Raw genomic sequence first — 23,720 nt, 5'->3', positions numbered from 1 at the left:
TCAATTTCAATACATTTCACTATATTTCAGTCCAAACTCTACCTTTTTCTCTACCTTTTTTAGATAAATATATCATCTGGATATTGAAGTTAAGCCCTGCTATCATTTCGATGGCAGGGCTTTTTAATGTTTGGTACACTACCTTCTTATCTATATTTTGATGGAGCTGAAGTTGACATCTACAAAGTTTAATGTTAGAATACATTCAAAAATATATTTGAATGAGGTATTTTATGATTCAAAATGTTGTTACTTCAATAATCCTGTATTCTGGGACAGCCGTAGACTTACTTATTATCCTAATGTTATTTTTTGCCAAAAGAAAAAGCAGAAAGGACATCATTAACATCTATTTAGGACAATTTCTAGGCTCTGTTAGTCTAATATTGCTAAGTTTACTTTTTGCATTTGTCTTAAATTATATTCCTAGTAAAGAGATTTTAGGTTTGCTCGGTTTGATTCCAATTTTCCTAGGACTCAAAGTTTTGCTTTTAGGAGATTCTGATGGAGAAGCTATTGCAAAAGATGGTTTGCGCAAAGATAATAAAAACCTGGTTTTTCTAGTTGCTATGATTACTTTTGCAAGTTGTGGTGCTGACAATATTGGTGTTTTTGTCCCATATTTTATTACCTTAAATTTAGCGAATTTGATAGTGGCTTTACTTACCTTTCTAGTCATGATTTATCTCTTGGTTTTTTCTGCCCAAAAATTGGCACAAGTCCCTTCTGTTGGAGAAACTTTGGAGAAATATAGCAGATGGTTTATTGCCGTTGTCTATTTAGGATTGGGGATGTATATCCTGATTGAAAACAACAGCTTTGACATGCTAAGAACTGTGTTCGGCTAGGAGAAAAAATTATGAAAAAAGATAGTATCTGCCAAGTGGATGTTATTAATCAACAAAATGTTACAACCGCAACGAACTACCTTGAAAAGGAAAAAGTCCAAAAATCACTTCGTATTTTATCAAAGTTTACCGATAATAAACAGATAAATATCATCTTTTATCTTCTTGCTGTTGAAGAACTCTGTGTATGTGATATAGCCTGTTTACTAAATCTCAGTATGGCGTCTGCCTCCCACCATCTTCGTAAACTAGCCAATCAAAACGTCTTGGATACTAGAAGAGAGGGGAAAATTATATATTATTTTATAAAAGATGAGGAAATCAGAGATTTTTTTAATCAACTAGGATAACAACTATTTTTACTACTCTACCATCCACTCTACCTTTTATTATGTAGCATTCTAAAAACATTGATGTACCAATGTTTCTAACAGCTAAAATAGAAATTATTTAATCTTTTTATAGAAGTGAAGTAAGCATTCAATTCGAATCAATACATAAGAAAAACGCTTATTTTAAGCGTTTTTTCTTTTTTCCAATTTCAATGTATTGCAATAAAAATCAACCGAATGACTACATTTTTTGTGAAATAAATTAGATGTTCGGATATAGGGAAAACGCTCTAGTCAAAATGACTAGAGCGTTTTTGTATTGTTTTTAAAAATAGACATTTTATTAAAGCACATATTCGTGAGCATATAATTTGAGCACGCTCTCATATTATGATATACTATAATCAACCCAGATATATTGGGTTATGAAAGGAGGCGCATATTATGTTGTGGTCCATTATTGTAGGAGGCTTTATCGGCCTTGCAGCAGGGGCAATCACTAAAAAAGGTGGCTCAATGGGAGTAATTGCTAATATTTTTGCCGGTTTAATCGGTTCATCAGTAGGTCAATCACTCCTTGGTACTTGGGGACCTTCACTAGCTGGTATGGCTATCATCCCATCTATTGTTGGTGCAGTGATTGTAGTTTCTGTGGTATCGTTCTTTTTGGGTAAAAAAGGTTAATGTTTTACTCGAAAGCAGACTATAGTTTTTAATTTATAATGACGGGTAAAGCTATGGTTTGTTGCACTAATTGAAAGGATTTTATATGTCAAAATCAAAGAAAATACTATTACTTATTTTCTGTATTTTAATCTTGACAATTTTCCTTCCTATTTTGATAGATTACCACCAGGTTAGTGATTTAGGGATTCAATTGCCGAGCTGGCGACAGACATCATTTGAATATTATCTCGCTAGATATGTATTTTGGGGGCTTCTAGGCCTGTCTATCTTAGTTTTATTATGGATGTTAGTAATCCTGTTTTATCCTAGACAATATCTGGAAATAAAACTTGGAACTAAAGACGATAAATTAAAACTAAAAAATTCAGCTATTGAAGGGTTTGTTCGATGTTTATTGGATGAACACAAGATAGTCAAAAATCCCAAAATTCAGGTACATACTCGGAAAAAGAAATGTTTCGTTTATGTAGAAGGTACAGCTGTTCTTTCAGATAACATTGCTAACAAATTTGAAGTAGTTCAAAACGAAATCACTCAAGGATTGAAAGAATTCTTTGGTATTGATCGAGAGGTTAAACTGGAAGTTTCAGTGAAAGAATATGACCCTCAAAAAGCAGCTAAGAAAATTGTTAGTCGTGTAAAGTAAGGAAGTAAAAAATGGAATGGTTTAAAAAATATCAATACCCAATTCTATGTGGTGTAGTAGGTATTATTCTAGCCTGCTTCATCCTATCCTTCGGTTTCTTTAAAACATTGTTCGTTTTAATCTGTGGAGCCCTAGGAATTTGGTTGGGATACTATGTACAGAAGAATTATTTAAATAAATAAAGGAGTTTCATATGTCAAACGTAGAAAAAAATGTAAATGTAAATACTGAAAAAAAAGATGTTGTTGTTTCTAAAGATGTTCGCGGAGAATTAACTTACGAAGATAAAGTTATTCAAAAAATCATCGGTCTTTCACTAGATAGAGTCCCAGGACTATTACATGTTGACGGTGGATTCTTCTCAAATCTTACAGAAAAACTTGTTAACACTAACGATGTAACACACGGTGTTAACGTTGAAGTTGGTAAAGAACAAGTAGCAGTTGACTTGAACGTTATCGTAGAGTACAGAAAAAACGTTCCAACTCTATACAAGGAAATCAAAGACGTTATCGTATCAGAAGTTGCGAAAATGACTGATCTAGAAGTAGTTGAAGTTAACGTTAATGTTGTTGACATCAAAACTAAAGAACAATATGAAGCAGACTCAGTTAGCCTTCAAGATCGTGTAACTGACGTGGCAGAATCAACAGGTGAGTTCGCGTCAGAACAATTGTCTAGAGTGAAATCTGGTATCGGTTCAGGTGTCGCAGCAGCACAAGAAAAACTTAGTGAAGGCGCTGAATTCGTTCAAGAAAAAGTTGGCCAAGGCGTTGACAATGTTAAAGATGCTGCAGCCAAAGCAGAACCACGTGTTCAATAATTACTAATTTAGAAAAAATAAAAGGAGGACATACTTATGTCTACAGAAGAAAAATTCAACCAAGCAGCAGGAGCTGTTAAAGAAGGCGTTGGTAAATTGGTAGGTGACAAAGGACTTGAAAGCGAAGGAGCTGCTGAAAAAGTTGCTTCTAAAGTGAAAGAAGTTGCTGAAGATGCAAAAGACGCAATTGAAGGCGCTGTTGAAGGTGTTAAAAACATCTTTAAAAAAGACGATGCTAAATAATAAAATTTAGGTAATCTTACTATTTTCCTTGAAAACACTCCCTAACTGGGGGTGTTTTTGTTATTCGTTTTTATCAATGCACGTTTTATAGAGAAAAAAAGAATACAGGACAAACAAATTCCTGTATTCTTAAAATAACTTAGAGCAGCATTAACAAAACAGCGACTAATATGATTATAGTGCAAATTATTTTTCCGATTTTTTCATGTTGCTTGAACAATTTTTCAGAGAAAAGAGTCAATATAAGCGCAACACACATCAACACAGTGCTTAAAGTTTGAGTAGTCATGGTACATACTCCTTTCGTTATTTTGTCAAACCAATAATTAAGTTGAATAGTAATTATCTAATTTTCAAACATATCCATCTGCCCTGGTAAAGCCTTTGTTCTTTGATTATTAATCGGTATCTCTTTCTATATTTATTATAGCACAAACATCATTGTTAAACCAATAAATGTAATTTTTTATAGTTTGGTGTTTGTACACTTTTAACAAGGATGACCCCTACTCCAAGCTTACTTCTAAAAAAGTAATGAGTTAAATTCTCTTGCCCTTTTTACTGCTTCTGTTTTTGAGAGCGCTTGAAATATGTTATAATAAAACTAGATTAAATTTTTGGAGGCAAACCGTGGGAAATTTCATTGAGCTAGTCTTTCATCGTTTCTTTTTGGGGATGATTGCGACGGCTTATTTTTGGTTATTGACACTAGCAGGAGGAGTGGTCTTTGGTATAGCACCCGCTAGTGCAACTCTCATGAGTTTATTTGCTGAAAATGGCTATTCTTACCGTGCTTATCGTTTCAAGGAAGCATGGGCTTTATTTAAGAGCAATTTTGTCAAAAGTAATCTCAGTTTCTACACCTTTATAGGGATTGACTTGATCTTGATTTATGGCTTGTATCTGATGATTCAGTTGCCAAACCAGACCATTATCCACTTGGCAGCAACCTTTCTAAATATCTTTTTAGTAGCCTTGGTATTTTTGGCCTATACGGTATCTTTAAAGTTGCAGGTTTACTTTGAATTATCCTATAAAAACACCCTAAAGCTTGCCTTTATCGGAATTTTTATGAGTTTGTCAGCAGTGGCCAAGGTTCTCCTTGGTAGCGTCTTGTTAGCCATTATTGGCTTCTATATGCCAGCCCTCATCGCTTTTGTAGGAATTGGGATGTGGCACTTCTTTATTAGTGATTTATTGGAGCCTGTTTATGAAAGTATTCATGAAAAATTGGCAACCAAATAAGACCAAACAATTCCGCCTCCACTCACTCCTAAGAATCTATAGTCTGGTGATGATTATCATCATTTCCTGCTTTGCTCTCTTGATTTCTTATGCAGATTGGGATATGCGTGAAAGGGAAGCCAATCGTGTCGGTCAGCGTGTTCTCGCTCGAACAGTTGATGAGGTTGAATACTATTATCGGGAGTCAACCCGTCTAGCCCAGAGTTTAGTGGATAATCAAGCTCGGATTGAAGGGATTTACAAGTATTTTAGCCTCAGTACGCCGGATTATTTTTACTGGCAGTTAGAACGCAAGGCGTCACCCTATATTTCCGTTTCTATTTATGAAAATATCGATGATATATACGTGCGAAACGATTTTGTGACAGGTATTTCGATTGTTCTACAGGATTCAACGGATGTATTTGTTTCCAAAAGAGGAAACAGAGGTGGACAGAAAATTCCAGCTGAGAGCTTTAAACCAGATGCCAATAGTTTCGCTGTTCCAGTGTCTGATCCCATCTCGGACCAGGCTCTTGGAGTCATTTATATTTCCGTAGAACCAGAAGTCCTCTATAAAGCGATTGACAACACTAGGGGAACAATTCCTGTTGCAGTAACGGTCATTGCACCATATGAAACAGATATGTTCTATATTGGAGCGAAAGGAACGAATGAGTCTTGGTTGGTAGGAACAACTGCCCATGGTTATCAAGTTCGAGTAGCTGTACCAAAGGATTATGTTTGGAGTGGGACTTTAGCGAGTTCGGCACTTATTTTAGGTTTGAGCGCCCTCTTTATCATCATTTTATATATGACCTTAAGAAGGACTTTTTCTGACTATCAAAGTCAGGTTGTGGATTTGGTGGACTCTATCCAAGCCATTACTAAGGGAGAGCAGACCAAGAGAATCGACACAGATAAAAAGGACCAGGAGTTGCTACTAATTGCTGAGTCGACAAATGATATGTTGGATCGACTAGAAAGTAATATTCACGATATTTATCAACTGGAACTCAATCAAAAAGATGCCAACATGCGAGCCTTACAAGCTCAAATTAATCCGCATTTCATGTACAATACTCTGGAATTTTTGCGGATGTACGCAGTGATGGAAAATCAAAATGAACTAGCAGATATCATCTATGAGTTCAGTAGTCTCCTGCGCAATAATATCTCTGACGAGCGAGAAACGACCCTCAAACAAGAAGTGGAGTTTTGTCGGAAGTACAGTTATCTCTGTATGGTTCGCTATCCAAAATCCATTGCCTATGGATTTAAGATTGACCCTGAATTGGAAGAAATGCGTATTCCAAAGTTCACCCTCCAACCGTTAGTGGAAAATTATTTTGCCCATGGAGTTGATCACAGAAGAACAGATAATGTTATCAGTATTAAGGCTTTGAAAAAAGATGGCTATGTCGAAATCTTAGTAACCGATAATGGCCGTGGGATGTCTGCTGAAAAACTAGCAGAAATTCAAGCTAAACTGGCTCAAAGAACCTTTGAACACACAGCAGATTATAAGGGGCAACGACAGTCTATTGGGATTGTTAATACCCACGAACGCTTTGTGCTCTACTTTGGAGACCGCTATAACATCAATGTAGAATCAGCTGAACAAAAAGGTGTTCAATATAGAATCACCATTCAGGATGAAGAGAAAGGATAAACATGTATAAAGTACTATTAGTTGACGATGAGTACATGATTACAGAAGGACTTAAGCGTTTGATCCCTTTTGAAAAATGGGATATGGAAGTCGTTGCAACAGCCAATCATGCTGATGACGCTTTGGACTATGTTCGAGAACATCCTGTAGACATCGTCATTTCTGATGTCAACATGCCTGGCAAGACAGGACTTGAAATGATTGGGGAAATGAAGGAACTCTTGCCAGAGGCTTACTATATTCTTCTTTCCGGCTATCAAGAATTTGAATATGTCAAGAAAGCCATGAACCTCAATGTTGTAGATTATCTTGTCAAACCAGTTGATAAGGTTGAACTGGAGCATTTACTTGAGAAAATCCTTGGTCAACTTCGTGAGAAAGTGCATGAGCCAGAAATGTTAAGTCAAAAGTTAGACGACGAAGCATTTAAAGCACACCTGTCTCAAAAAGAAAACTGGTGGATTGGACTCTCCCAAGAGAAACAAGGGGATTTTGTCATTCCTTACTATGTTTTAGGTCAGGACTGGCAGATTGTGATTGCAGCTCAGAAATTCGATGGTTTACTCGTTATGCCTTTTGAGTCACCTTATCAGGCAAACTTTGAAAAATGGAAATTTGACGTTGAAAAAGCACTCTTCTATGGAACTGTAAATCTCGATCAATCTGAAAGCCTCTTTTCTTATTATGAACCCATTTATCGAGTTATTATCCAAGGCAATCTTCAGCAGATTATCGAAGAGTTGAATTTGCTTGAGAAGATTGTGTTGGAAAACACACCGAGGGTGTCCATTACCAAGCAACTCTTTACTCAGTTTGTGATGGATGTTTTCCATCTCTTTGAGCATTTGAAAGCAGATGATATGACAGATATTGTCAAAAGAATTCATGCCATTACAAACTTTGAAGATTTAGTGGCTTATACCAAGGAAACCTTGACGTCCTTCTTTGGTCAATATCGTATGAATGAAAATGTCGTCAGTGTACTTGAAGTTATTGGTAGAGACTATAAAAAAGAACTTTCTCTCAAGGATATCAGCAAGGATCTCTTTATCAATCCTGTGTATTTAGGTCAGTTAATCAAGAAGGAAACCAATTCAACCTTTGCTGAGCTTCTCAATAAGCAACGCATCAAGGCAGCCCAGCAACTTTTACTATCTACAAATGATAGTATTGAGGATATTTGCTATACGGTTGGTTACAGTAATGTAGGCTATTTCTATAAGGTCTTTCGAAAACTATGTGGGAAGTCTCCGAAAGCATACCGTAAGCAGGTGGAAGTAAACTTGTAGGATTTGTTTTACTTGTTAAAATATGCTATAATAAATTAAAAATTATGAGGAGGTTACTTTTATGAAAAAGAAACCAATCTATCTATGGATTTTATTAGTCTTATCAGCGATTAATTCAGCCTTGGCAGTAGTTGGAATATTCACTCCAGTACCTAGTAAGGACGCCCTTCGTGCTAGCCAAGAAAATGTTGGGACACTTAGTGCTCAACAAATAGAAGATGCTGTTAACTATGCCCACCAAGTGTCAGAGTCATCTCACTCTATTTTTAACACGATACTCATTATTCTATCTGCTATCCTAGTTGTAGTAGCCTTTGTTTTCTTAATTCGTAAGAACTTGCAGTTGGCTAACTACACTTATGTTGGATATGCCTTACTAGCTATTGTTGGACTAGTCCATGACAATATGAATCTACAAGATGCTATGCAATTGATTAAAGATGACACCCTACGTTTAGGAATGGAAGTCATGTCGAAAGCAACCACTATTATTTTCATCGTCATCAATGTTATCTTTTTGGGAATCGTCTTCTATAAAATATGGCGTCAGCAAAAAGAATTAACAGAATCTCAAGAGGAAGAACTCGCCTAAGATTTGACAAAGGATAGCTATCAAGATACAATCTTGGTAGTTATTTTTTTGGATTCGAGAAAGAGGGAGGAAAAGATGAAAAAAATTTCCTTAGTTTATATCAGTCTAAGCGGCAACACGGAGAGCTTTGTAACACGTTTGAAAGCTTATTTGTTGGAGCAGTATGCGAATATTGATGTGGAAAAAATTCATATTAAAGACTTGGTCAAGGAAGGAGAAGACTTCTTTGAGATGAGCACCCCATATGTGGCTTTTCTACCGACTTACCTAGAAGGTGGCAATGGGGTTGACAATGGTGATGTAGAAATTTTGACCACTCCGGTAGGTGACTTTATCGCATATGGTGATAATGCTAGCAAGTGTTTTGGTGTCGTAGGATCGGGTAACCGCAATTTTAACAACCAATACTGTTTGACCGCCAAGCAATACAGCCAACGCTTTGGTTTTCCAGTCCTAGCTGACTTTGAAATGCGCGGAATGCTAGGAGATATCAAAAAGGTTGCTGGGATTATTGCAGAGCTTTATGAACTTGAATCCTTGTAAGAGGATAGAGTTGCTGGGTTAGATTTTTATCCCATGGATCATAGAATTATTTCAAAAGAGACCAGTTCAAATGAGTAAATTACAGAGATCATTTTTAAAGTATATAAAACGCAAACCAAGCTTCAAGGATATTATGCTATGCAGTGCCTTGCTACTATTAGCGATTGCTCTGCTATTGTTCTCTGAGAAAATTTTTGATGAAAATGTAGCACCAGTTGGAACCATGGTATCCTTAGGGATTGTTATCCTGGTAGGAATCTTAGCTGTCAGAAATAAATAAAAAGACTCGAGAAATGTCATCTCGAGTCTTTTTCTTAGTTGCGAATTTCGTCAACGATTTCTTTTGCAATTGGAATTCCTAAACGGTAGCCTTTGTTGATGTAGTCAATGACATCATTGATATTTTCTATCGTTTGGATTTTCTCTTTGATAGTTGCACGAAAAGCTGGATCTTTCAATAGTTGATCCTGAAGCAGTCTTTGAAGTTTCTCTTTTTCATATTTATTGACAAGAAAGAGAAAAAGAAGACTGATAACAACTAGAATATAAGCATACTGGCTCATAAAAATTCTCCCTAGGTAATAAAGAAGTAAGTGGTAAGATAAAAGTAATTCTTTTATTTTTCGAGTGATAGTACTGTAGGTGCCTAGCCAAAGTCCAAATAGGATTTGGCGTTAGTTACTTAGCTTGCTTAGTAATAAATTAATTTAATAGATCACGACATGCATCCAAATAAGTCGATATTATTTATTTGGATGCATTAGTAAGGCGTTTAAGTAAATAACCCTATAGCGATTGCCGTCAAGAGACTAGGAACTTTAGTTCCAGTCTCTTGTACTGAATCACATCTTCTCTGGCGCCTCTACACCCAACAAACGAAGGGCTTCTTTGAGGACCACTGCAGTTGCATAGCTAAGGGCTAGGCGACTGTCACGTTCTGGGCTTTCATCCAAGATACGAGTGTGGGCATAGTATTTGTTAAAGGCTTGAGCTAAGCTGATCGCAAATTTAGCGATGATAGACGGCTCGTAGTTATCAGCTGCACGTTTAATAATACGTGGGAAGTCTTGGATTAGTTTAATGATTTCCCAGCTTTCAGCATCGTTCAAGCTATAGTTGGCACCTGCTTCAGGTTTGAAATCAGCTTTACGCAAGATGGATTGGATGCGAGCGTAGGCATATTGAACATAAGGGCCAGTCTCCCCTTCGAAGGATACCATAGCTTCAAGGTCGAAGTCGTAGCCATTTGTACGGTCGGTTTTAAGGTCATAGAATTTAATGGCCCCAACTCCAACAGCATGAGCGACCTGGTCTTTGTTTTCAAGTTCAGGATTTTTGGCTTCGATCTGCGCTTTAGCACGGCTGATGGCTTCTGCAACAGTTGGTTCTAGCAAGATAACATTCCCTTTACGAGTAGAAAGTTTTTTCCCTTCCTTTGTTACCAATCCAAACGGAACATGGACAATGTCTTGACTCCAATCATAGCCCATCTCTTGTAGTACTGCCTTGAGTTGTTTAAAGTGAGCAGATTGCTCTTGACCAACGACATAGATAGATTTGGCAAATTGATATTCGTTTTTACGGTAGAGAGCTGCAGCTAGGTCACGTGTGATGTAGAGAGTCGCACCGTCAGATTTCTTGATAAGAGCTGGGTGTTCAATCCCGTATTTTTCAAGATTGACAACTTGGGCACCTTCTGATTCGACCAAAAGTCCTTTTTCAGCGAGGATGTCTACAACTGCGTCCATCTTGTCATTGTAGAAAGCTTCCCCGTTATAGCTATCGAATTCAACTTGTAGCTCATTGTAAAGGCGGTTAAATTCTACCAAGCTTTCATCGCGGAACCATTGCCAAAGAGCGAGAGCTTCCTCATCGCCGTTTTCAAGTTTGCGGAACCATTCACGTGCTTCTTCATCCAAGCTTGGGTCGTTCTCAGCTTCAGCATTGATACGGACGTAGAGCTTGAGAAGTTCATCGATTGGATGAGCTTTAACAGCTTCTTCGTTACCCCATTTCTTGTAGGCAACAATCAACATCCCAAACTGCTTGCCCCAGTCTCCCAAGTGGTTAACCTTGACAGTTTGATAGCCGATTTTTTGGAAGATATGTGACAAGCTATCTCCGATGACTGTTGAACGAAGGTGACCGATTGAAAATGGTTTAGCGATATTAGGACTAGACATGTCGATAACGACATTTTCTTGATTACCAATCTCTTGGTCAGCGTAGTGCTCTTTTTCAGTGATGACGTTCTGTAACACTTGACCAGAAATGGCAGCCTTATCAAGGAAGAAGTTGACGTAAGGACCTGTTGCTACAACCTTTTCAAAAGCTTGACTATTGATCTTTTCAGCGATGTCAGCAGCAATCATTTGAGGAGCTTTACGTTCAACCTTTGCCAATGAGAAGGCAGGGAAGGCGATATCTCCCATATCTGAGTTTTTAGGTGTTTCTAGTAAATTTAAAATAGCCTCTTGGTCCAGGCTATCAATGACGCTAGCCAACTCGCTAGCAATCAATTCTTTTGTATTCATTTAGGGCTCCTTTAGGGCTTTTCTACTATTTTAACACAATTTACTACATTTTTTTGGAAAGAAGAGAATTTTTTTGAAATATCCAGTTTTTTTGATATAATGTTCTTACTAAAAAAATGTAAAATGTTATAAATATGCACTCGAGAGGAACATATGAGAAAAAGAGAACGTCATCAGCTTATTAAGCGAATGATTACAGAAGAAAAATTAGGCACTCAAAAGGAAATTCAAGATCGATTGGAAGCCTGTGATGTCTTTGTGACACAAACGACATTATCCCGTGATTTGCGAGAGCTTGGCTTAACCAAAGTTAAGAAAAACGATGTTGTTTACTATGTGCTAGCAAATGAGACAGAGAAGATTGATCTGGTCGAATTCCTTTCACATCACTTAGAGGGTGTTGCAAGAGCCGAATTCACCTTGGTTCTTCACACTAAACTTGGAGAAGCATCCGTTTTAGCCAATGTAGTAGATTCAAATAAAGATGGGTGGATCTTAGGTACTGTTGCCGGAGCGAATACCTTGTTGGTTATCTGTAAAGATCAACATGCAGCTAAAGTCATGGAAGAACGCTTGCTAGAGTTAATGGAAAATAGATAAGGTCTTGAGAGCTTCTCTCAGGACTGTTTTTACAAGGAGAGAGTAAATGACTACTGAAAAATTATCACCTGGTATGCAACAGTATGTGGATATCAAAAAACAATATCCAGATGCTTTTTTGCTTTTTCGTATGGGTGATTTTTATGAGTTGTTTTATGAAGATGCAGTCAATGCTGCACAGATACTAGAAATCTCACTAACCAGTCGCAATAAAAATGCTGAAAATCCGATTCCCATGGCTGGAGTTCCTTATCATTCTGCCCAACAGTATATTGATGTTCTAGTTGAACGTGGCTACAAGGTTGCCATTGCTGAACAGATGGAAGACCCTAAGCAAGCTGTTGGCGTTGTTAAGCGCGAGGTTGTTCAGGTCATTACACCAGGGACAGTGGTTGATAGTAGTAAGCCAGATAGTCAAAACAACTTTTTGGTAGCTATTGATCGTGATGGGTCTCAATATGGTGTAGCCTACATGGACCTAGTAACAGGTGATTTTTATGTAACGGGGCTATCAGATTTTTCTCTAGTCTGTGGTGAAATCCGCAATCTCAAAGCGAGAGAAGTGGTGATTGGTTATGACTTGCCTGAAGTAGAAGAGCAGATTCTCAGTCGTCAAATGAATCTAGTTCTTTCCTACGAACAGGGAACTTATGAAGACCTACATCTATTAGATTCAGGATTGGCTCCTGTTGAGCAAGCAGCTAGCAGTAAACTCCTCCAATATGTTCATCGGACTCAGATGAGAGAGTTGAATCACTTAAAACCTGTTATCCGCTATGAAATCAAGGATTTCTTGCAGATGGATTATGCGACCAAGGCTAGTCTGGATCTGGTTGAAAATGCTCGCTCAGGTAAGAAACAAGGCAGTCTTTTCTGGTTGTTAGATGAAACCAAGACTGCCATGGGGATGCGTCTTCTACGTTCTTGGATTCAACGTCCTTTGATTGATAAGGAACGTATCCTTGAACGTCAGGAAGTTGTGCAAGTGTTTCTGGATTATTTCTTTGAGCGCAGTGATTTAACAGAAAGCCTTAAGGGAGTCTACGATATCGAACGTCTGGCTAGTCGTGTTTCTTTTGGGAAAAGTAATCCTAAAGACCTCTTGCAATTAGCGACTACCTTGGGAAGTGTTCCACGAATTCGCGCCATTTTAGAAGGAATGGAGCAACCAGCTCTCGCTTATCTGATTGAACAACTGGATGCTATTCCTGAGTTGGAAAATCTCATTAGCGCAGCCATTGCTCCTGAGGCCCCTCACGTGATTACCGAAGGTGGTATTATCCGAACGGGCTTTGATGAGACCTTGGATAAATACCGTCGTGTGCTGAGAGAAGGGACCAGCTGGATTGCTGAGATTGAGGTCAAGGAAAGAGAAAACTCTGGCATCAATACTCTCAAGATTGACTACAATAAAAAAGATGGCTACTATTTCCATGTAACCAACTCGCAGCTAGGTAACGTACCAGCTCACTTTTTCCGCAAGGCTACGCTGAAAAACTCTGAGCGATTTGGGACAGAGGAGTTGGCGCGTATCGAAGGAGAAATGTTAGAGGCGCGTGAGAAATCAGCAAACCTAGAGTACGAAATCTTTATGCGTATTCGTGAGGAGGTTGGCAAGTATATCCAACGTCTACAGGCTCTGGCTCAAGGAATTGCTGCTGTCGATGTCTTGCAAGGCTTGGCAGTAGTTGCAGAAAAACAACACCTGATTCGACCAGAGTTTGGGCAAGAGTCGCGGATTGATATCCAGAATGGTCGTCACGCAGTTGTTGAAAAGGTCATGGGAGCTCAGACCTATATTCCCAATAGTATCCAGATGGATGAAGATACTAGCATTCAACTAATTACAGGTCCGAACATGAGCGGGAAGTCAACCTACATGCGTCAACTAGCCATTACAGCGGTTATGGCTCAGATGGGTTCTTATGTCCCTGCAGAAAGTGCTCGACTGCCAATTTTTGATGCAATTTTTACCCGTATCGGTGCGGCAGATGACTTGGTTTCAGGTCAATCTACCTTTATGGTAGAGATGATGGAAGCTAATAATGCCATTAGTCATGCGACAAAGGATTCATTGATTCTTTTTGATGAGCTTGGTCGAGGAACCGCAACTTATGATGGTATGGCTCTAGCCCAGTCTATTATCGAGTATATCCATGAGCATATTGGTGCCAAGACTCTCTTTGCCACGCACTACCATGAATTAACCAGTCTGGAAGCTAGTCTTGAACATCTAGTAAATGTACACGTGGCTACGCTTGAGCAAAATGGTCAGGTCACTTTCCTTCATAAGATTGAACCAGGTCCAGCAGACAAATCGTACGGTATTCACGTTGCTAAGATTGCAGGATTGCCAGCAGATTTGCTAAAAAGAGCGGATGCGATTCTAACTCAACTAGAGAGCCAAAGTCAGGAAAATCCAATTTCTATCAATCAAAGGAATATTGTCAATGAGCAAATGTCTCTCTTTGATGAAAAAGAAGAAAATCCTATCCTAGCAGAGTTGGCCCAAGTAGATGTGTACAATATGACACCGATGCAAGCCATGAATCTCTTATTAGAGCTGAAACAAAAATTATAAGCAAAAACCCACTCACAAAACGGAGTGGGTTTTTAGGTCTTATTTTTTCTGAGCTAATAGTTGGTTGATGTGGGCAACCTTCTTTGATTCTCTCTTGAAGAGAACAATCCAGATGATGAGGTAGACGATTGCAAACTCTGGGATAAGTTGGAGGATGAAAGTCCAGTGAAGAGGGAACCAGCCTGCTAGGATTGCTAGAGGTACAAAACCTAGCAACATAAGGAAGAAGTGAGTGACAGTCGCACGAAGAAGGCTCCAATCTTGAGCGAATAGACGACTACCAAAACTAAAGAGGACTCCAATAGCTGACCAGATAAGTGTACAGTAGAGTAAAACTAGAGCACCGTGAACCTGATGACTGCTCATGAATTGACCAACAGGAGATTCAGGGCTGAGAGGTGCGTAGTTGCTTGGTGAATAGATAAAAGAAAAGATAATAGATAGGGTGAGGCCGATGAGGATACCGGTTGTGGCATCGTGGAATACTTGTTTTTTCATAGTTCTAATTTCTCCTTAATAGTTTTGAGGTAACGGCGAGATGAGTAGGTGAAACTTTCGTTTTTAAGATAAATTTCAATCAAGCCGTTAGAGGTTAGTTTTAGATGACTAATTGCATCAATGTTGACAATTTCGGATTGGGAAATTTGGATAAAGGAAGCAGGTAGAATTTCACTTGCTTGGTAGAGACGAATGTCAAGTGCATAGGTTTGGCTATCCGTTTCGGCCAGAACCTTACGATTTTCAATGTATACACGCTGAATCTTACTAATCTGAATCAAGTAAACCTGGTCTTGGAATTTTCCTTTGATGGTCTCCTTTTGATCCAGGGATTGTACAAAGTCCTGAACCTTTTGAATTTTTGAAGACAAAGCAGGTGCTTCTATGATGATTTGCTCTTCGGTGTATTGTTGATCAATATCAAGTCTGAGTTTCATAATTTCTCCTTTATAAAGTTGTAATAGAGATCTCTTACTTACAAATCTATTAAACACCATTTTGTCGACAAATACAAGAAGCTCTGTCTATGTGGTCGGTTGAAGAGTCTATCTGGTAGGTGACCGTTTTCAAAGAGATTTTAGAGTAAAGAAGTCAAAAAATAAGAAGAAATATATTGACAAAAATAGAAAAAAAGTGGTACAATGTTAGACGGTACTTTTTACTTTTGGTCTCTCAAGAGTGTACAGGGACGTGCTGACAAATGTTGCAAAAGTACACACAGATGATAGCTGTCACCAAGTGTATCATCACCAAAAATAAAAAAACACAGGAGAATGTAGATGCCTACAATTAACCAATTGGTTCGCAAACCGCGTAAATCAAAAGTAGAAAAATCTAAATCACCAGCTTTGAACGTTGGTTACAACAGTCATAAAAAAGTTCAAACAAACGTTTCTTCACCACAAAAACGTGGTGTAGCAACTCGTGTTGGAACTATGACACCTAAAAAACCTAACTCTGCCCTTCGTAAATTTGCTCGTGTACGTTTGAGCAACCTTATCGAAGTTACTGCTTACATCCCAGGTATCGGACACAACTTGCAAGAGCACAGCGTGGTGCTTCTTCGTGGTGGACGTGTAAAAGACCTTCCAGGGGTACGTTACCATATCGTCCGTGGTGCACTTGATACTGCAGGTGTTAACGATCGTAAACAAGGCCGTTCTAAATACGGTACTAAACGTCCAAAAGCATAAGGAAAGGGGATAAAGAGAAATGAGTCGTAAAAATAGAGCTCCAAAACGTGAAGTATTGCCAGATCCGCTTTACAATTCACAATTAGTTACTCGTCTTATCAACCGCGTTATGCTTGACGGTAAACGTGGTACAGCTGCTTCAATCGTTTACGGTGCTTTTGAGCAAATCAAAGAAGCTACTGGTAACGATGCACTTGAAGTATTTGAAACAGCTATGGAAAACATCATGCCTGTACTTGAAGTACGTGCACGTCGTGTTGGTGGATCTAACTACCAAGTCCCAGTTGAAGTTCGTCCAGAACGTCGTACAACACTTGGACTTCGTTGGTTGGTAACAATCGCTCGCCTTCGTGGTGAACACACAATGCAAGACCGTCTTGCAAAAGAAATCTTGGATGCTGCTAACAACACTGGTGCAGCAGTTAAGAAACGTGAAGACACTCACCGTATGGCTGAAGCTAACCGTGCCTTCGCACACTTCCGTTGGTAATAAAATGATGCTAGGAACGGTAAGGATGCAAGGTGAAAATAGGAAACTGACGCAGTATTCGACGAATACAAGGAAGTTTATCTTTTTCACACAGCATCCCGTTCCGGCTCAAATCGGCTAACTAACTTTAGCCCGAGTACAATTCAACTTCCCATCTCACAAGTTGAAACCAACTAAACAAGATAAACATTGAGAACGGGTGGGTCCTGCCTATCCGTTTTTATTGAAATCGTGTTATAATAGAATAGAAATAAAAAATATAGGAGAAACAAACCTCATGGCACGCGAATTTTCACTTGAAAAAACTCGTAATATCGGTATCATGGCTCACGTCGATGCTGGTAAAACAACTACAACTGAGCGTATTCTTTACTACACTGGTAAAATCCACAAAATCGGTGAAACTCACGAAGGTGCGTCTCAAATGGACTGGATGGAGCAAGAGCAAGAACGTGGTATCACTATCACATCTGCTGCAACAACAGCTCAATGGAACAACCACCGCGTAAACATCATCGACACACCAGGACACGTGGACTTCACAATCGAAGTACAACGTTCTCTTCGTGTATTGGACGGTGCGGTTACAGTTCTTGACTCACAATCAGGTGTTGAGCCTCAAACTGAAACAGTTTGGCGTCAAGCAACTGAGTACGGGGTTCCACGTATCGTATTTGCCAATAAAATGGACAAAATCGGTGCTGACTTCCTTTACTCAGTAAGCACACTTCACGATCGTCTTCAAGCAAATGCACACCCAATTCAATTGCCAATCGGTGCTGAAGATGACTTCCGTGGAATCATCGACTTGATTAAGATGAAAGCTGAAATCTATACTAACGACCTTGGTACAGATATCCTTGAAGAAGATATTCCAGCTGAATACCTTGACCAAGCTCAAGAATACCGTGAAAAATTGGTTGAAGCAGTTGCTGAAACTGATGAAGAATTGATGATGAAATATCTCGAAGGTGAAGAAATCACTAACGAGGAATTGAAAGCTGGTATCCGTAAAGCGACTATCAACGTTGAATTCTACCCAGTACTTTGTGGTTCTGCCTTCAAGAACAAGGGTGTTCAATTGATGCTTGATGCAGTTATCGACTACCTTCCAAGCCCACTTGATATCCCTGCGATCAAAGGTATCAACCCAGATACTGAAGAAGAAGAAACTCGTCCAGCATCTGATGAAGAGCCATTTGCAGCTCTTGCCTTCAAGATCATGACTGACCCATTCGTAGGTCGTTTGACATTCTTCCGTGTTTACTCAGGTGTTCTTCAATCAGGTTCATACGTATTGAACACATCTAAAGGTAAACGTGAACGTATCGGACGTATCCTTCAAATGCACGCTAACAGCCGTCAAGAAATCGACACTGTTTACTCAGGTGATATCGCTGCTGCCGTTGGTTTGAAAGACACTACAACTGGTGACTCATTGACAGATGAAAAAGCTAAAATCATCCTTGAGTCAATCAACGTTCCAGAACCAGTTATCCAATTGATGGTTGAACCAAAATCTAAAGCAGACCAAGACAAGATGGGTATCGCCCTTCAAAAATTGGCTGAAGAAGATCCAACATTCCGCGTTGAAACTAACGTTGAAACTGGTGAAACAGTTATCTCTGGTATGGGTGAGCTTCACCTTGACGTCCTTGTTGATCGTATGCGTCGTGAGTTCAAAGTTGAAGCGAACGTAGGTGCTCCTCAAGTATCTTACCGTGAAACATTCCGCGCTTCTACTCAAGCACGTGGATTCTTCAAACGTCAGTCTGGTGGTAAAGGTCAATTCGGTGATGTATGGATTGAATTTACTCCAAACGAAGAAGGTAAAGGATTCGAATTCGAAAACGCAATCGTCGGTGGTGTGGTTCCTCGTGAATTTATCCCAGCGGTTGAAAAAGGTTTGGTAGAATCCATGGCTAACGGTGTTCTTGCTGGTTACCCAATGGTTGACGTTAAAGCTAAGCTTTACGATGGTTCATACCACGATGTCGACTCATCTGAAACTGCCTTCAAGATCGCTGCATCTCTTGCATTTAAAGAAGCTGCTAAGACTGCACAACCAGCTATCCTTGAGCCAATGATGCTTGTAACAATCACTGTTCCAGAGGAAAACCTTGGTGATGTTATGGGTCACGTAACTGCTCGTCGTGGACGTGTAGATGGTATGGAAGCTCACGGTAACAGCCAAATCGTTCGTGCTTACGTTCCACTTGCTGAAATGTTCGGTTACGCAACAGTTCTTCGTTCTGCATCACAAGGACGTGGTACATTCATGATGGTATTCGACCACTACGAAGATGTACCTAAGTCAGTACAAGAAGAAATCATTAAGAAAAACAAAGGTGAAGAATAATTCACCGTCACTTTAAAAGAAGTCACTTTGTGGCTTCTTTTTCTGTTTGGTAGAAATAGCTAAAATTGCCTCAAATATGGTAAAATAGAAGGAGTATATTGTGAGGAAAATGGATGTCAACCACTTTTGAAATTTTAATGAATCAGTTGGGTATCCCTGCTGAGATAAGAAATCATGAGGCCTTCTCCCAGGCTGAAATTGAACAAGTTATTGTACATAAGCAAAGTAACATTTGGGAGTTTCGTTTTGTATTTGAGAATATCCTCCCCTTTGAACTCTTTTTAGCATTGAAGAAGGGATTGAAAGAAGAATTTTCAAAAACAGGAAATCAAGCGACTTTCGAAATTAAAACGCAAGATCAAACTTTTTCAAGAGAGCTTTTACAGGCCTACTATCGGGAGGCTTTTTCAGATGGCCCTTGTTCTAGTCAAGGTTTTCGGACCATGTATCAGGATTTTCAGGTTCGGTTTGAAAATGATCAGTTGATTATTGAGGCTTCTGAAGCAGCAGATACAGAGCATTTTCGCAAAAATCATCTGCCAAATCTTAGCAAACAACTGGAACTTTTTGGTTTTCCTAAGTTTACATGTTACTTAGAGAAAAATGAAGATTTGACAAAGGAAGAGCAGGAAGCTTTCCATTCTGAAAATCAAATGATTGTTCAGGCTGCCAATGATGAGACCCTTCGAGCTATGGAACAGTTAGAACAGATGGCACCGCCTCCTCCAGTTGAGGACAAACCTGTCTTTGATTTCCAAGCCAAGAAGGCAGCTGCTAAGCTTAAACTCGACAAGGCAGTGGTAACTCCAATGATTGAGGTCAATACCGAAGAAAATCGACTGGTTTTTGAAGGGGTTGTCTTTGATGTGGAGCATAAAGTGACTAGAACGGGTCGTGTCTTGATTAATTTCAAGATGACGGACTATACGTCTAGTTTCTCCATGCAAAAATGGGTCCGAAACGAAGAAGAAGCTCAGAAGTTTGACATCATTAAGAAAAATTCATGGCTCCGTGTTCGTGGAAATGTCGAGGTCAATAATTTCACACGAGATTTGACCATGAATGTGCAAGATGTGCAGGAAGTAGTCCACTATGAACGTAAGGACTTGATGCTAGAAGGTGAGCGTCGCGTTGAGTTTCATGCCCATACCAACATGTCGACCATGGATGCTCTTCCTGAGGTCGAAGAAATCGTTGGAACAGCAGCAAAATGGGGCCACAAAGCAGTAGCAATCACAGACCACGGCAATGTGCAGTCATTCCCTCATGGTTATAAGGCAGCCAAGAAAGCTGGTATTCAGCTCATTTATGGGATGGAAGCCAATATCGTTGAGGATAGTGTTCCTATCGTTTATAACGAAGTTGAGATGAACCTTTCTGAAGCTACCTATGTAGTCTTTGACGTAGAAACGACAGGTCTATCAGCTATCTATAATGATTTGATTCAAGTTGCGGCTTCCAAGATGTATAAGGGCAATATCATTGCTGAGTTTGATGAATTTATCAATCCTGGGCACCCCTTATCAGCCTTTACAACTGAATTGACAGGGATTACTGATGATCATGTAAAAAATGCTAAACCTTTGCTTCAAGTTCTGAAAGAATTCCAAGAATTCTGTAAAGGTACCGTTCTTGTAGCCCATAATGCAAGCTTTGACGTTGGCTTTATGAATGCCAACTATGAGCGTCACGGTCTTCCAAAAATTACTCAACCTGTCATCGATACGCTAGAGTTCGCTAGAAATCTCTATCCTGAGTACAAACGCCATGGTTTGGGTCCCTTAACCAAACGTTTTGGCGTAGCTCTAGAACACCACCATATGGCCAACTATGATGCGGAAGCAACTGGTCGTCTGCTCTTTATCTTTATCAAAGAAGTAGCAGAAAAACACGGTGTGACGGACTTAGCACGATTAAACCTTGATTTAATCAGTCCGGATTCTTATAAAAAAGCTCGAGTCAAGCATGCGACCATCTATGTGAAAAATCAAGTGGGCTTGAAAAATATCTTTAAGCTAGTTTCCCTCTCTAATACCCAGTATTTTGAAGGAGTTCCACGGATTCCACGTACGGTACTAGATGCCCATCGAGAAGGTTTGATCTTGGGCTCGGCTTGTACAGAAGGGGAAGTCTTTGATGCAGTCGTATCACAAGGTGTAGATGCGGCAGTCGAAGTAGCCAAATACTATGATTTTATCGAGGTGATGCCTCCGGCTATCTATGCACCTCTGATTGCCAAAGAGCAGGTCAAGGATATGGAGGAGCTCCACACTATTATCAAGAGTTTGATAGAGGTCGGAGACCGTCTCGGTAAGCCCGTTCTTGCGACAGGAAATGTCCACTATATCGAACCTGAAGATGAAATTTATCGAGAAATCATCGTCCGTAGTCTAGGTCAGGGAGCCATGATTAACCGAACGATCGGTCATGGAGAAGCTGCCCAACCAGCTCCGCTACCAAAGGCACACTTTAGAACAACTAATGAAATGTTGGATGAATTTGCCTTTTTAGGGGAAGACTTGGCTCGCAAGATTGTCATTGAAAATACCAACGCCATGGCAGAAATCTTTGAGCCTGTTGAGGTTGTTAAAGGCGACTTATATACACCGTTCATTGACCAAGCTGAAGAAACGGTCGCCGAGTTAACCTATAAAAAAGCTTTTGAAATCTATGGAAATCCACTACCTGATATCGTTGATCTACGGATTGAAAAGGAATTGACCTCTATCTTGGGGAATGGTTTCGCCGTAATTTATCTGGCTTCACAGATGCTAGTGCATCGTTCCAACGAACGAGGTTATTTGGTTGGTTCCCGTGGGTCTGTTGGATCTAGTTTCGTTGCGACCATGATTGGAATTACCGAGGTCAATCCGCTCTCTCCTCACTATGTCTGTGGTCAGTGTCAGTACAGTGAGTTTATCACAGATGGTTCTTACGGTTCAGGTTTTGATATGCCCAATAAGGACTGTCCAAACTGTGGCTACAAACTCAGCAAAAATGGCCAGGATATTCCTTTCGAGACCTTCCTTGGTTTTGATGGGGATAAAGTACCTGATATCGATTTGAACTTCTCAGGTGAAGACCAACCGAGCGCACATTTGGATGTTCGTGATATCTTCGGGGAAGAATATGCCTTCCGTGCAGGAACGGTTGGTACGGTGGCTGCTAAGACAGCCTATGGATTTGTCAAGGGTTACGAGCGTGACTATGGCAAATTCTACCGAGAAGCCGAAGTTGAGCGCCTAGCCCAAGGAGCTGCTGGTGTTAAACGTACGACCGGTCAACACCCAGGAGGAATCGTTGTTATCCCTAATTATATGGATGTCTATGACTTTACTCCAGTGCAGTATCCTGCAGATGATGTAACTGCTGAATGGCAGACCACTCACTTTAACTTCCACGATATCGATGAGAACGTCCTCAAGCTCGATGTCCTTGGACATGATGATCCGACAATGATTCGCAAGCTCCAGGACTTGTCAGGCATTGATCCAAATGATATCCCTATGGATGATCCTGGTGTCATGGCCCTCTTCTCGGGTACAGATATCCTGGGAGTGACACCTGAACAAATCGGCACTTCGACCGGTATGCTTGGAATTCCAGAGTTTGGGACCAACTTTGTTCGCGGAATGGTGGATGAAACTCATCCGACGACCTTTGCGGAGTTACTTCAGCTTTCTGGTCTGTCTCATGGTACCGACGTTTGGTTGGGAAATGCCCAAGACTTGATTAAGGCTGGAATTGCGGACCTATCAACCGTTATCGGATGTCGGGATGACATCATGGTTTACCTCATGCACGCTGGCCTGGATCCAAAGATGGCCTTTACCATCATGGAGCGTGTACGTAAGGGATTGTGGCTTAAAATCTCAGAAGAAGAGCGCAATGGTTATATCGAAGCTATGAAGGCTAACAATGTACCTGAGTGGTATATCGAATCTTGTGGGAAAATTAAGTACATGTTCCCTAAAGCCCATGCGGCAGCCTACGTTATGATGGCCCTTCGCGTGGCCTACTTCAAGGTTCACCATCCGATTTATTATTACTGTGCTTACTTCTCCATCCGTGCCAAGGCCTTTGATATCAAGACCATGGGTGCAGGCTTGGAAGCTATCAAACGCAAGATGCAAGAAATTGCTGAGAAGCGCAAGAACAATGAAGCTTCCAACGTGGAAATCGACCTCTATACAACGCTTGAAATCGTCAACGAGATGTGGGAACGTGGCTTCAAATTTGGCAAGTTGGACCTCTATCGCAGTGATGCGACTGAATTTATCATTGATGGAGACACCCTCATCCCACCATTTGTCGCTATGGATGGTCTAGGAGAGAACGTTGCCAAGCAATTGGTTCGTGCTCGTCAAGAGGGAGAATTCCTCTCTAAAACCGAACTACGCAAGCGTGGTGGACTCTCATCAACCTTGGTTGAAAAGATGGACGAAATGGGAATTCTCGGTAATATGCCAGAGGACAACCAGTTGAGTCTGTTTGATGATTTGTTTTAAGATAATAGATGGACAATATTTGTCCATCTATTTTAGTATACTTATAGTATAATAAAGA

Annotated in this window: 24 protein-coding genes; 19 read left to right on the top strand and 5 right to left on the bottom strand. The window is 39.9% G+C overall.

Features of this window, described 5'->3' with window-relative positions:
* Window positions 1-19: 19 nt before the first annotated feature.
* Window positions 20-205 carry a FanG protein gene (locus NML75_RS00845; RefSeq protein WP_134805420.1) on the bottom strand — a complete coding sequence of 62 codons (186 nt, stop codon included), beginning with the start codon at window positions 203-205 and terminating at the stop codon, window positions 20-22.
* Window positions 206-233: 28 nt separating this feature from the next.
* Here NML75_RS00845 and NML75_RS00840 point away from each other — a divergent pair, with 28 nt between their 5' ends.
* The 13 genes from NML75_RS00840 to NML75_RS00780 all read left to right on the top strand — a co-directional run bounded on the left by NML75_RS00840 (window position 234) and on the right by NML75_RS00780 (window position 9,179).
* Complete coding sequence (locus NML75_RS00840; RefSeq protein WP_302851143.1) at window positions 234-848, top strand: CadD family cadmium resistance transporter; 615 nt, start codon at window positions 234-236, stop codon at window positions 846-848.
* An 11-nt stretch (window positions 849-859) separates the two neighbouring features.
* Complete coding sequence (cadX, locus tag NML75_RS00835; protein WP_225749960.1) at window positions 860-1,198, top strand: Cd(II)/Zn(II)-sensing metalloregulatory transcriptional regulator CadX; 339 nt, start codon at window positions 860-862, stop codon at window positions 1,196-1,198.
* Window positions 1,199-1,624: 426 nt separating this feature from the next.
* Complete coding sequence (locus NML75_RS00830) at window positions 1,625-1,864, top strand: GlsB/YeaQ/YmgE family stress response membrane protein (protein ID WP_006149342.1); 240 nt, start codon at window positions 1,625-1,627, stop codon at window positions 1,862-1,864.
* An 85-nt stretch (window positions 1,865-1,949) separates the two neighbouring features.
* Complete coding sequence (amaP, locus tag NML75_RS00825; protein WP_254731249.1) at window positions 1,950-2,513, top strand: alkaline shock response membrane anchor protein AmaP; 564 nt, start codon at window positions 1,950-1,952, stop codon at window positions 2,511-2,513.
* Between the two features lie 11 nt (window positions 2,514-2,524).
* Window positions 2,525-2,695, top strand: coding sequence for a DUF2273 domain-containing protein (locus NML75_RS00820; RefSeq protein WP_004250679.1), 171 nt, complete (start codon window positions 2,525-2,527; stop codon window positions 2,693-2,695).
* An 11-nt stretch (window positions 2,696-2,706) separates the two neighbouring features.
* Entirely contained in the window at window positions 2,707-3,336 is a 630-nt protein-coding gene (locus NML75_RS00815; RefSeq protein ID WP_254731246.1) for an Asp23/Gls24 family envelope stress response protein, read from the top strand.
* Window positions 3,337-3,372: 36 nt separating this feature from the next.
* Window positions 3,373-3,579, top strand: a complete 207-nt coding sequence (locus NML75_RS00810) for a CsbD family protein (RefSeq protein ID WP_004250682.1) — start codon at window positions 3,373-3,375, stop codon at window positions 3,577-3,579.
* 630 nt (window positions 3,580-4,209) lie between these two features.
* Window positions 4,210-4,824 carry a YesL family protein gene (locus NML75_RS00805; protein WP_006153070.1) on the top strand — a complete coding sequence of 205 codons (615 nt, stop codon included), beginning with the start codon at window positions 4,210-4,212 and terminating at the stop codon, window positions 4,822-4,824.
* Window positions 4,802-6,475, top strand: a complete 1,674-nt coding sequence (locus NML75_RS00800; RefSeq protein WP_254803997.1) for a sensor histidine kinase — start codon at window positions 4,802-4,804, stop codon at window positions 6,473-6,475. Before NML75_RS00805 ends, NML75_RS00800 begins: the two co-directional genes overlap by 23 nt.
* Window positions 6,476-6,477: 2 nt before the next feature.
* Complete coding sequence (locus tag NML75_RS00795; RefSeq protein WP_254731243.1) at window positions 6,478-7,764, top strand: response regulator transcription factor; 1,287 nt, start codon at window positions 6,478-6,480, stop codon at window positions 7,762-7,764.
* Window positions 7,765-7,825: 61 nt separating this feature from the next.
* Complete coding sequence (locus NML75_RS00790; protein WP_004250706.1) at window positions 7,826-8,356, top strand: ABC transporter permease; 531 nt, start codon at window positions 7,826-7,828, stop codon at window positions 8,354-8,356.
* Window positions 8,357-8,431: 75 nt separating this feature from the next.
* Window positions 8,432-8,899 (top strand): class Ib ribonucleoside-diphosphate reductase assembly flavoprotein NrdI, encoded by a 468-nt coding sequence (gene nrdI, locus NML75_RS00785; protein ID WP_004250707.1) that lies wholly within the window; start codon window positions 8,432-8,434, stop codon window positions 8,897-8,899.
* A 70-nt stretch (window positions 8,900-8,969) separates the two neighbouring features.
* Window positions 8,970-9,179 (top strand): hypothetical protein, encoded by a 210-nt coding sequence (locus NML75_RS00780; RefSeq protein WP_004250709.1) that lies wholly within the window; start codon window positions 8,970-8,972, stop codon window positions 9,177-9,179.
* 34 nt (window positions 9,180-9,213) lie between these two features.
* Here the strand turns inward: NML75_RS00780 and NML75_RS00775 are convergent, their stop codons facing one another.
* Window positions 9,214-9,462, bottom strand: coding sequence for a hypothetical protein (locus tag NML75_RS00775; RefSeq protein WP_004250711.1), 249 nt, complete (start codon window positions 9,460-9,462; stop codon window positions 9,214-9,216).
* 279 nt (window positions 9,463-9,741) lie between these two features.
* Window positions 9,742-11,433, bottom strand: coding sequence for an arginine--tRNA ligase (gene argS / locus NML75_RS00770; protein ID WP_254731240.1), 1,692 nt, complete (start codon window positions 11,431-11,433; stop codon window positions 9,742-9,744).
* A 153-nt stretch (window positions 11,434-11,586) separates the two neighbouring features.
* Between argS and argR the strand changes: the two genes are divergently transcribed.
* Both argR and mutS read left to right on the top strand, forming a co-directional pair.
* Window positions 11,587-12,033, top strand: a complete 447-nt coding sequence (gene argR, locus NML75_RS00765) for an arginine repressor (RefSeq protein WP_247913194.1) — start codon at window positions 11,587-11,589, stop codon at window positions 12,031-12,033.
* A gap of 46 nt (window positions 12,034-12,079) precedes the next feature.
* On the top strand, window positions 12,080-14,614 hold the full coding sequence (gene mutS / locus NML75_RS00760; RefSeq protein WP_254731237.1) for a DNA mismatch repair protein MutS: 2,535 nt from the start codon (window positions 12,080-12,082) through the stop codon (window positions 14,612-14,614).
* Between the two features lie 39 nt (window positions 14,615-14,653).
* On the opposite strand, the gene NML75_RS00755 is transcribed toward mutS, so the two are convergent.
* On the bottom strand, window positions 14,654-15,112 hold the full coding sequence (locus tag NML75_RS00755; RefSeq protein ID WP_254731234.1) for a DUF3021 domain-containing protein: 459 nt from the start codon (window positions 15,110-15,112) through the stop codon (window positions 14,654-14,656).
* Complete coding sequence (locus tag NML75_RS00750; protein ID WP_024054283.1) at window positions 15,109-15,549, bottom strand: LytTR family DNA-binding domain-containing protein; 441 nt, start codon at window positions 15,547-15,549, stop codon at window positions 15,109-15,111. Before NML75_RS00750 ends, NML75_RS00755 begins: the two co-directional genes overlap by 4 nt.
* A 342-nt stretch (window positions 15,550-15,891) precedes the next feature.
* On the opposite strand from NML75_RS00750, the gene rpsL reads away from it, so the two are divergent.
* The 4 genes from rpsL (at window position 15,892) to NML75_RS00730 (ending at window position 23,662) form a co-directional block, all read left to right on the top strand.
* Window positions 15,892-16,305, top strand: a complete 414-nt coding sequence (gene rpsL, locus NML75_RS00745; RefSeq protein ID WP_001142332.1) for a 30S ribosomal protein S12 — start codon at window positions 15,892-15,894, stop codon at window positions 16,303-16,305.
* A gap of 19 nt (window positions 16,306-16,324) precedes the next feature.
* Complete coding sequence (rpsG, locus tag NML75_RS00740) at window positions 16,325-16,795, top strand: 30S ribosomal protein S7 (RefSeq protein WP_004250722.1); 471 nt, start codon at window positions 16,325-16,327, stop codon at window positions 16,793-16,795.
* A gap of 277 nt (window positions 16,796-17,072) precedes the next feature.
* Window positions 17,073-19,154 carry an elongation factor G gene (gene fusA / locus NML75_RS00735; protein WP_254731231.1) on the top strand — a complete coding sequence of 694 codons (2,082 nt, stop codon included), beginning with the start codon at window positions 17,073-17,075 and terminating at the stop codon, window positions 19,152-19,154.
* Between the two features lie 113 nt (window positions 19,155-19,267).
* Window positions 19,268-23,662, top strand: coding sequence for a PolC-type DNA polymerase III (locus NML75_RS00730; RefSeq protein WP_254731228.1), 4,395 nt, complete (start codon window positions 19,268-19,270; stop codon window positions 23,660-23,662).
* Window positions 23,663-23,720 lie beyond the last annotated feature (58 nt).

The sequence above is a fragment of the Streptococcus sp. CF4-3 genome, from assembly GCF_024295385.1.
Classification (GTDB): Bacteria; Bacillota; Bacilli; order Lactobacillales; family Streptococcaceae; genus Streptococcus; species Streptococcus infantis_I.
The sequence above is the reverse complement of the archived record's forward strand: the minus strand, read 5'-3'. Positions and strand labels throughout refer to the sequence as shown.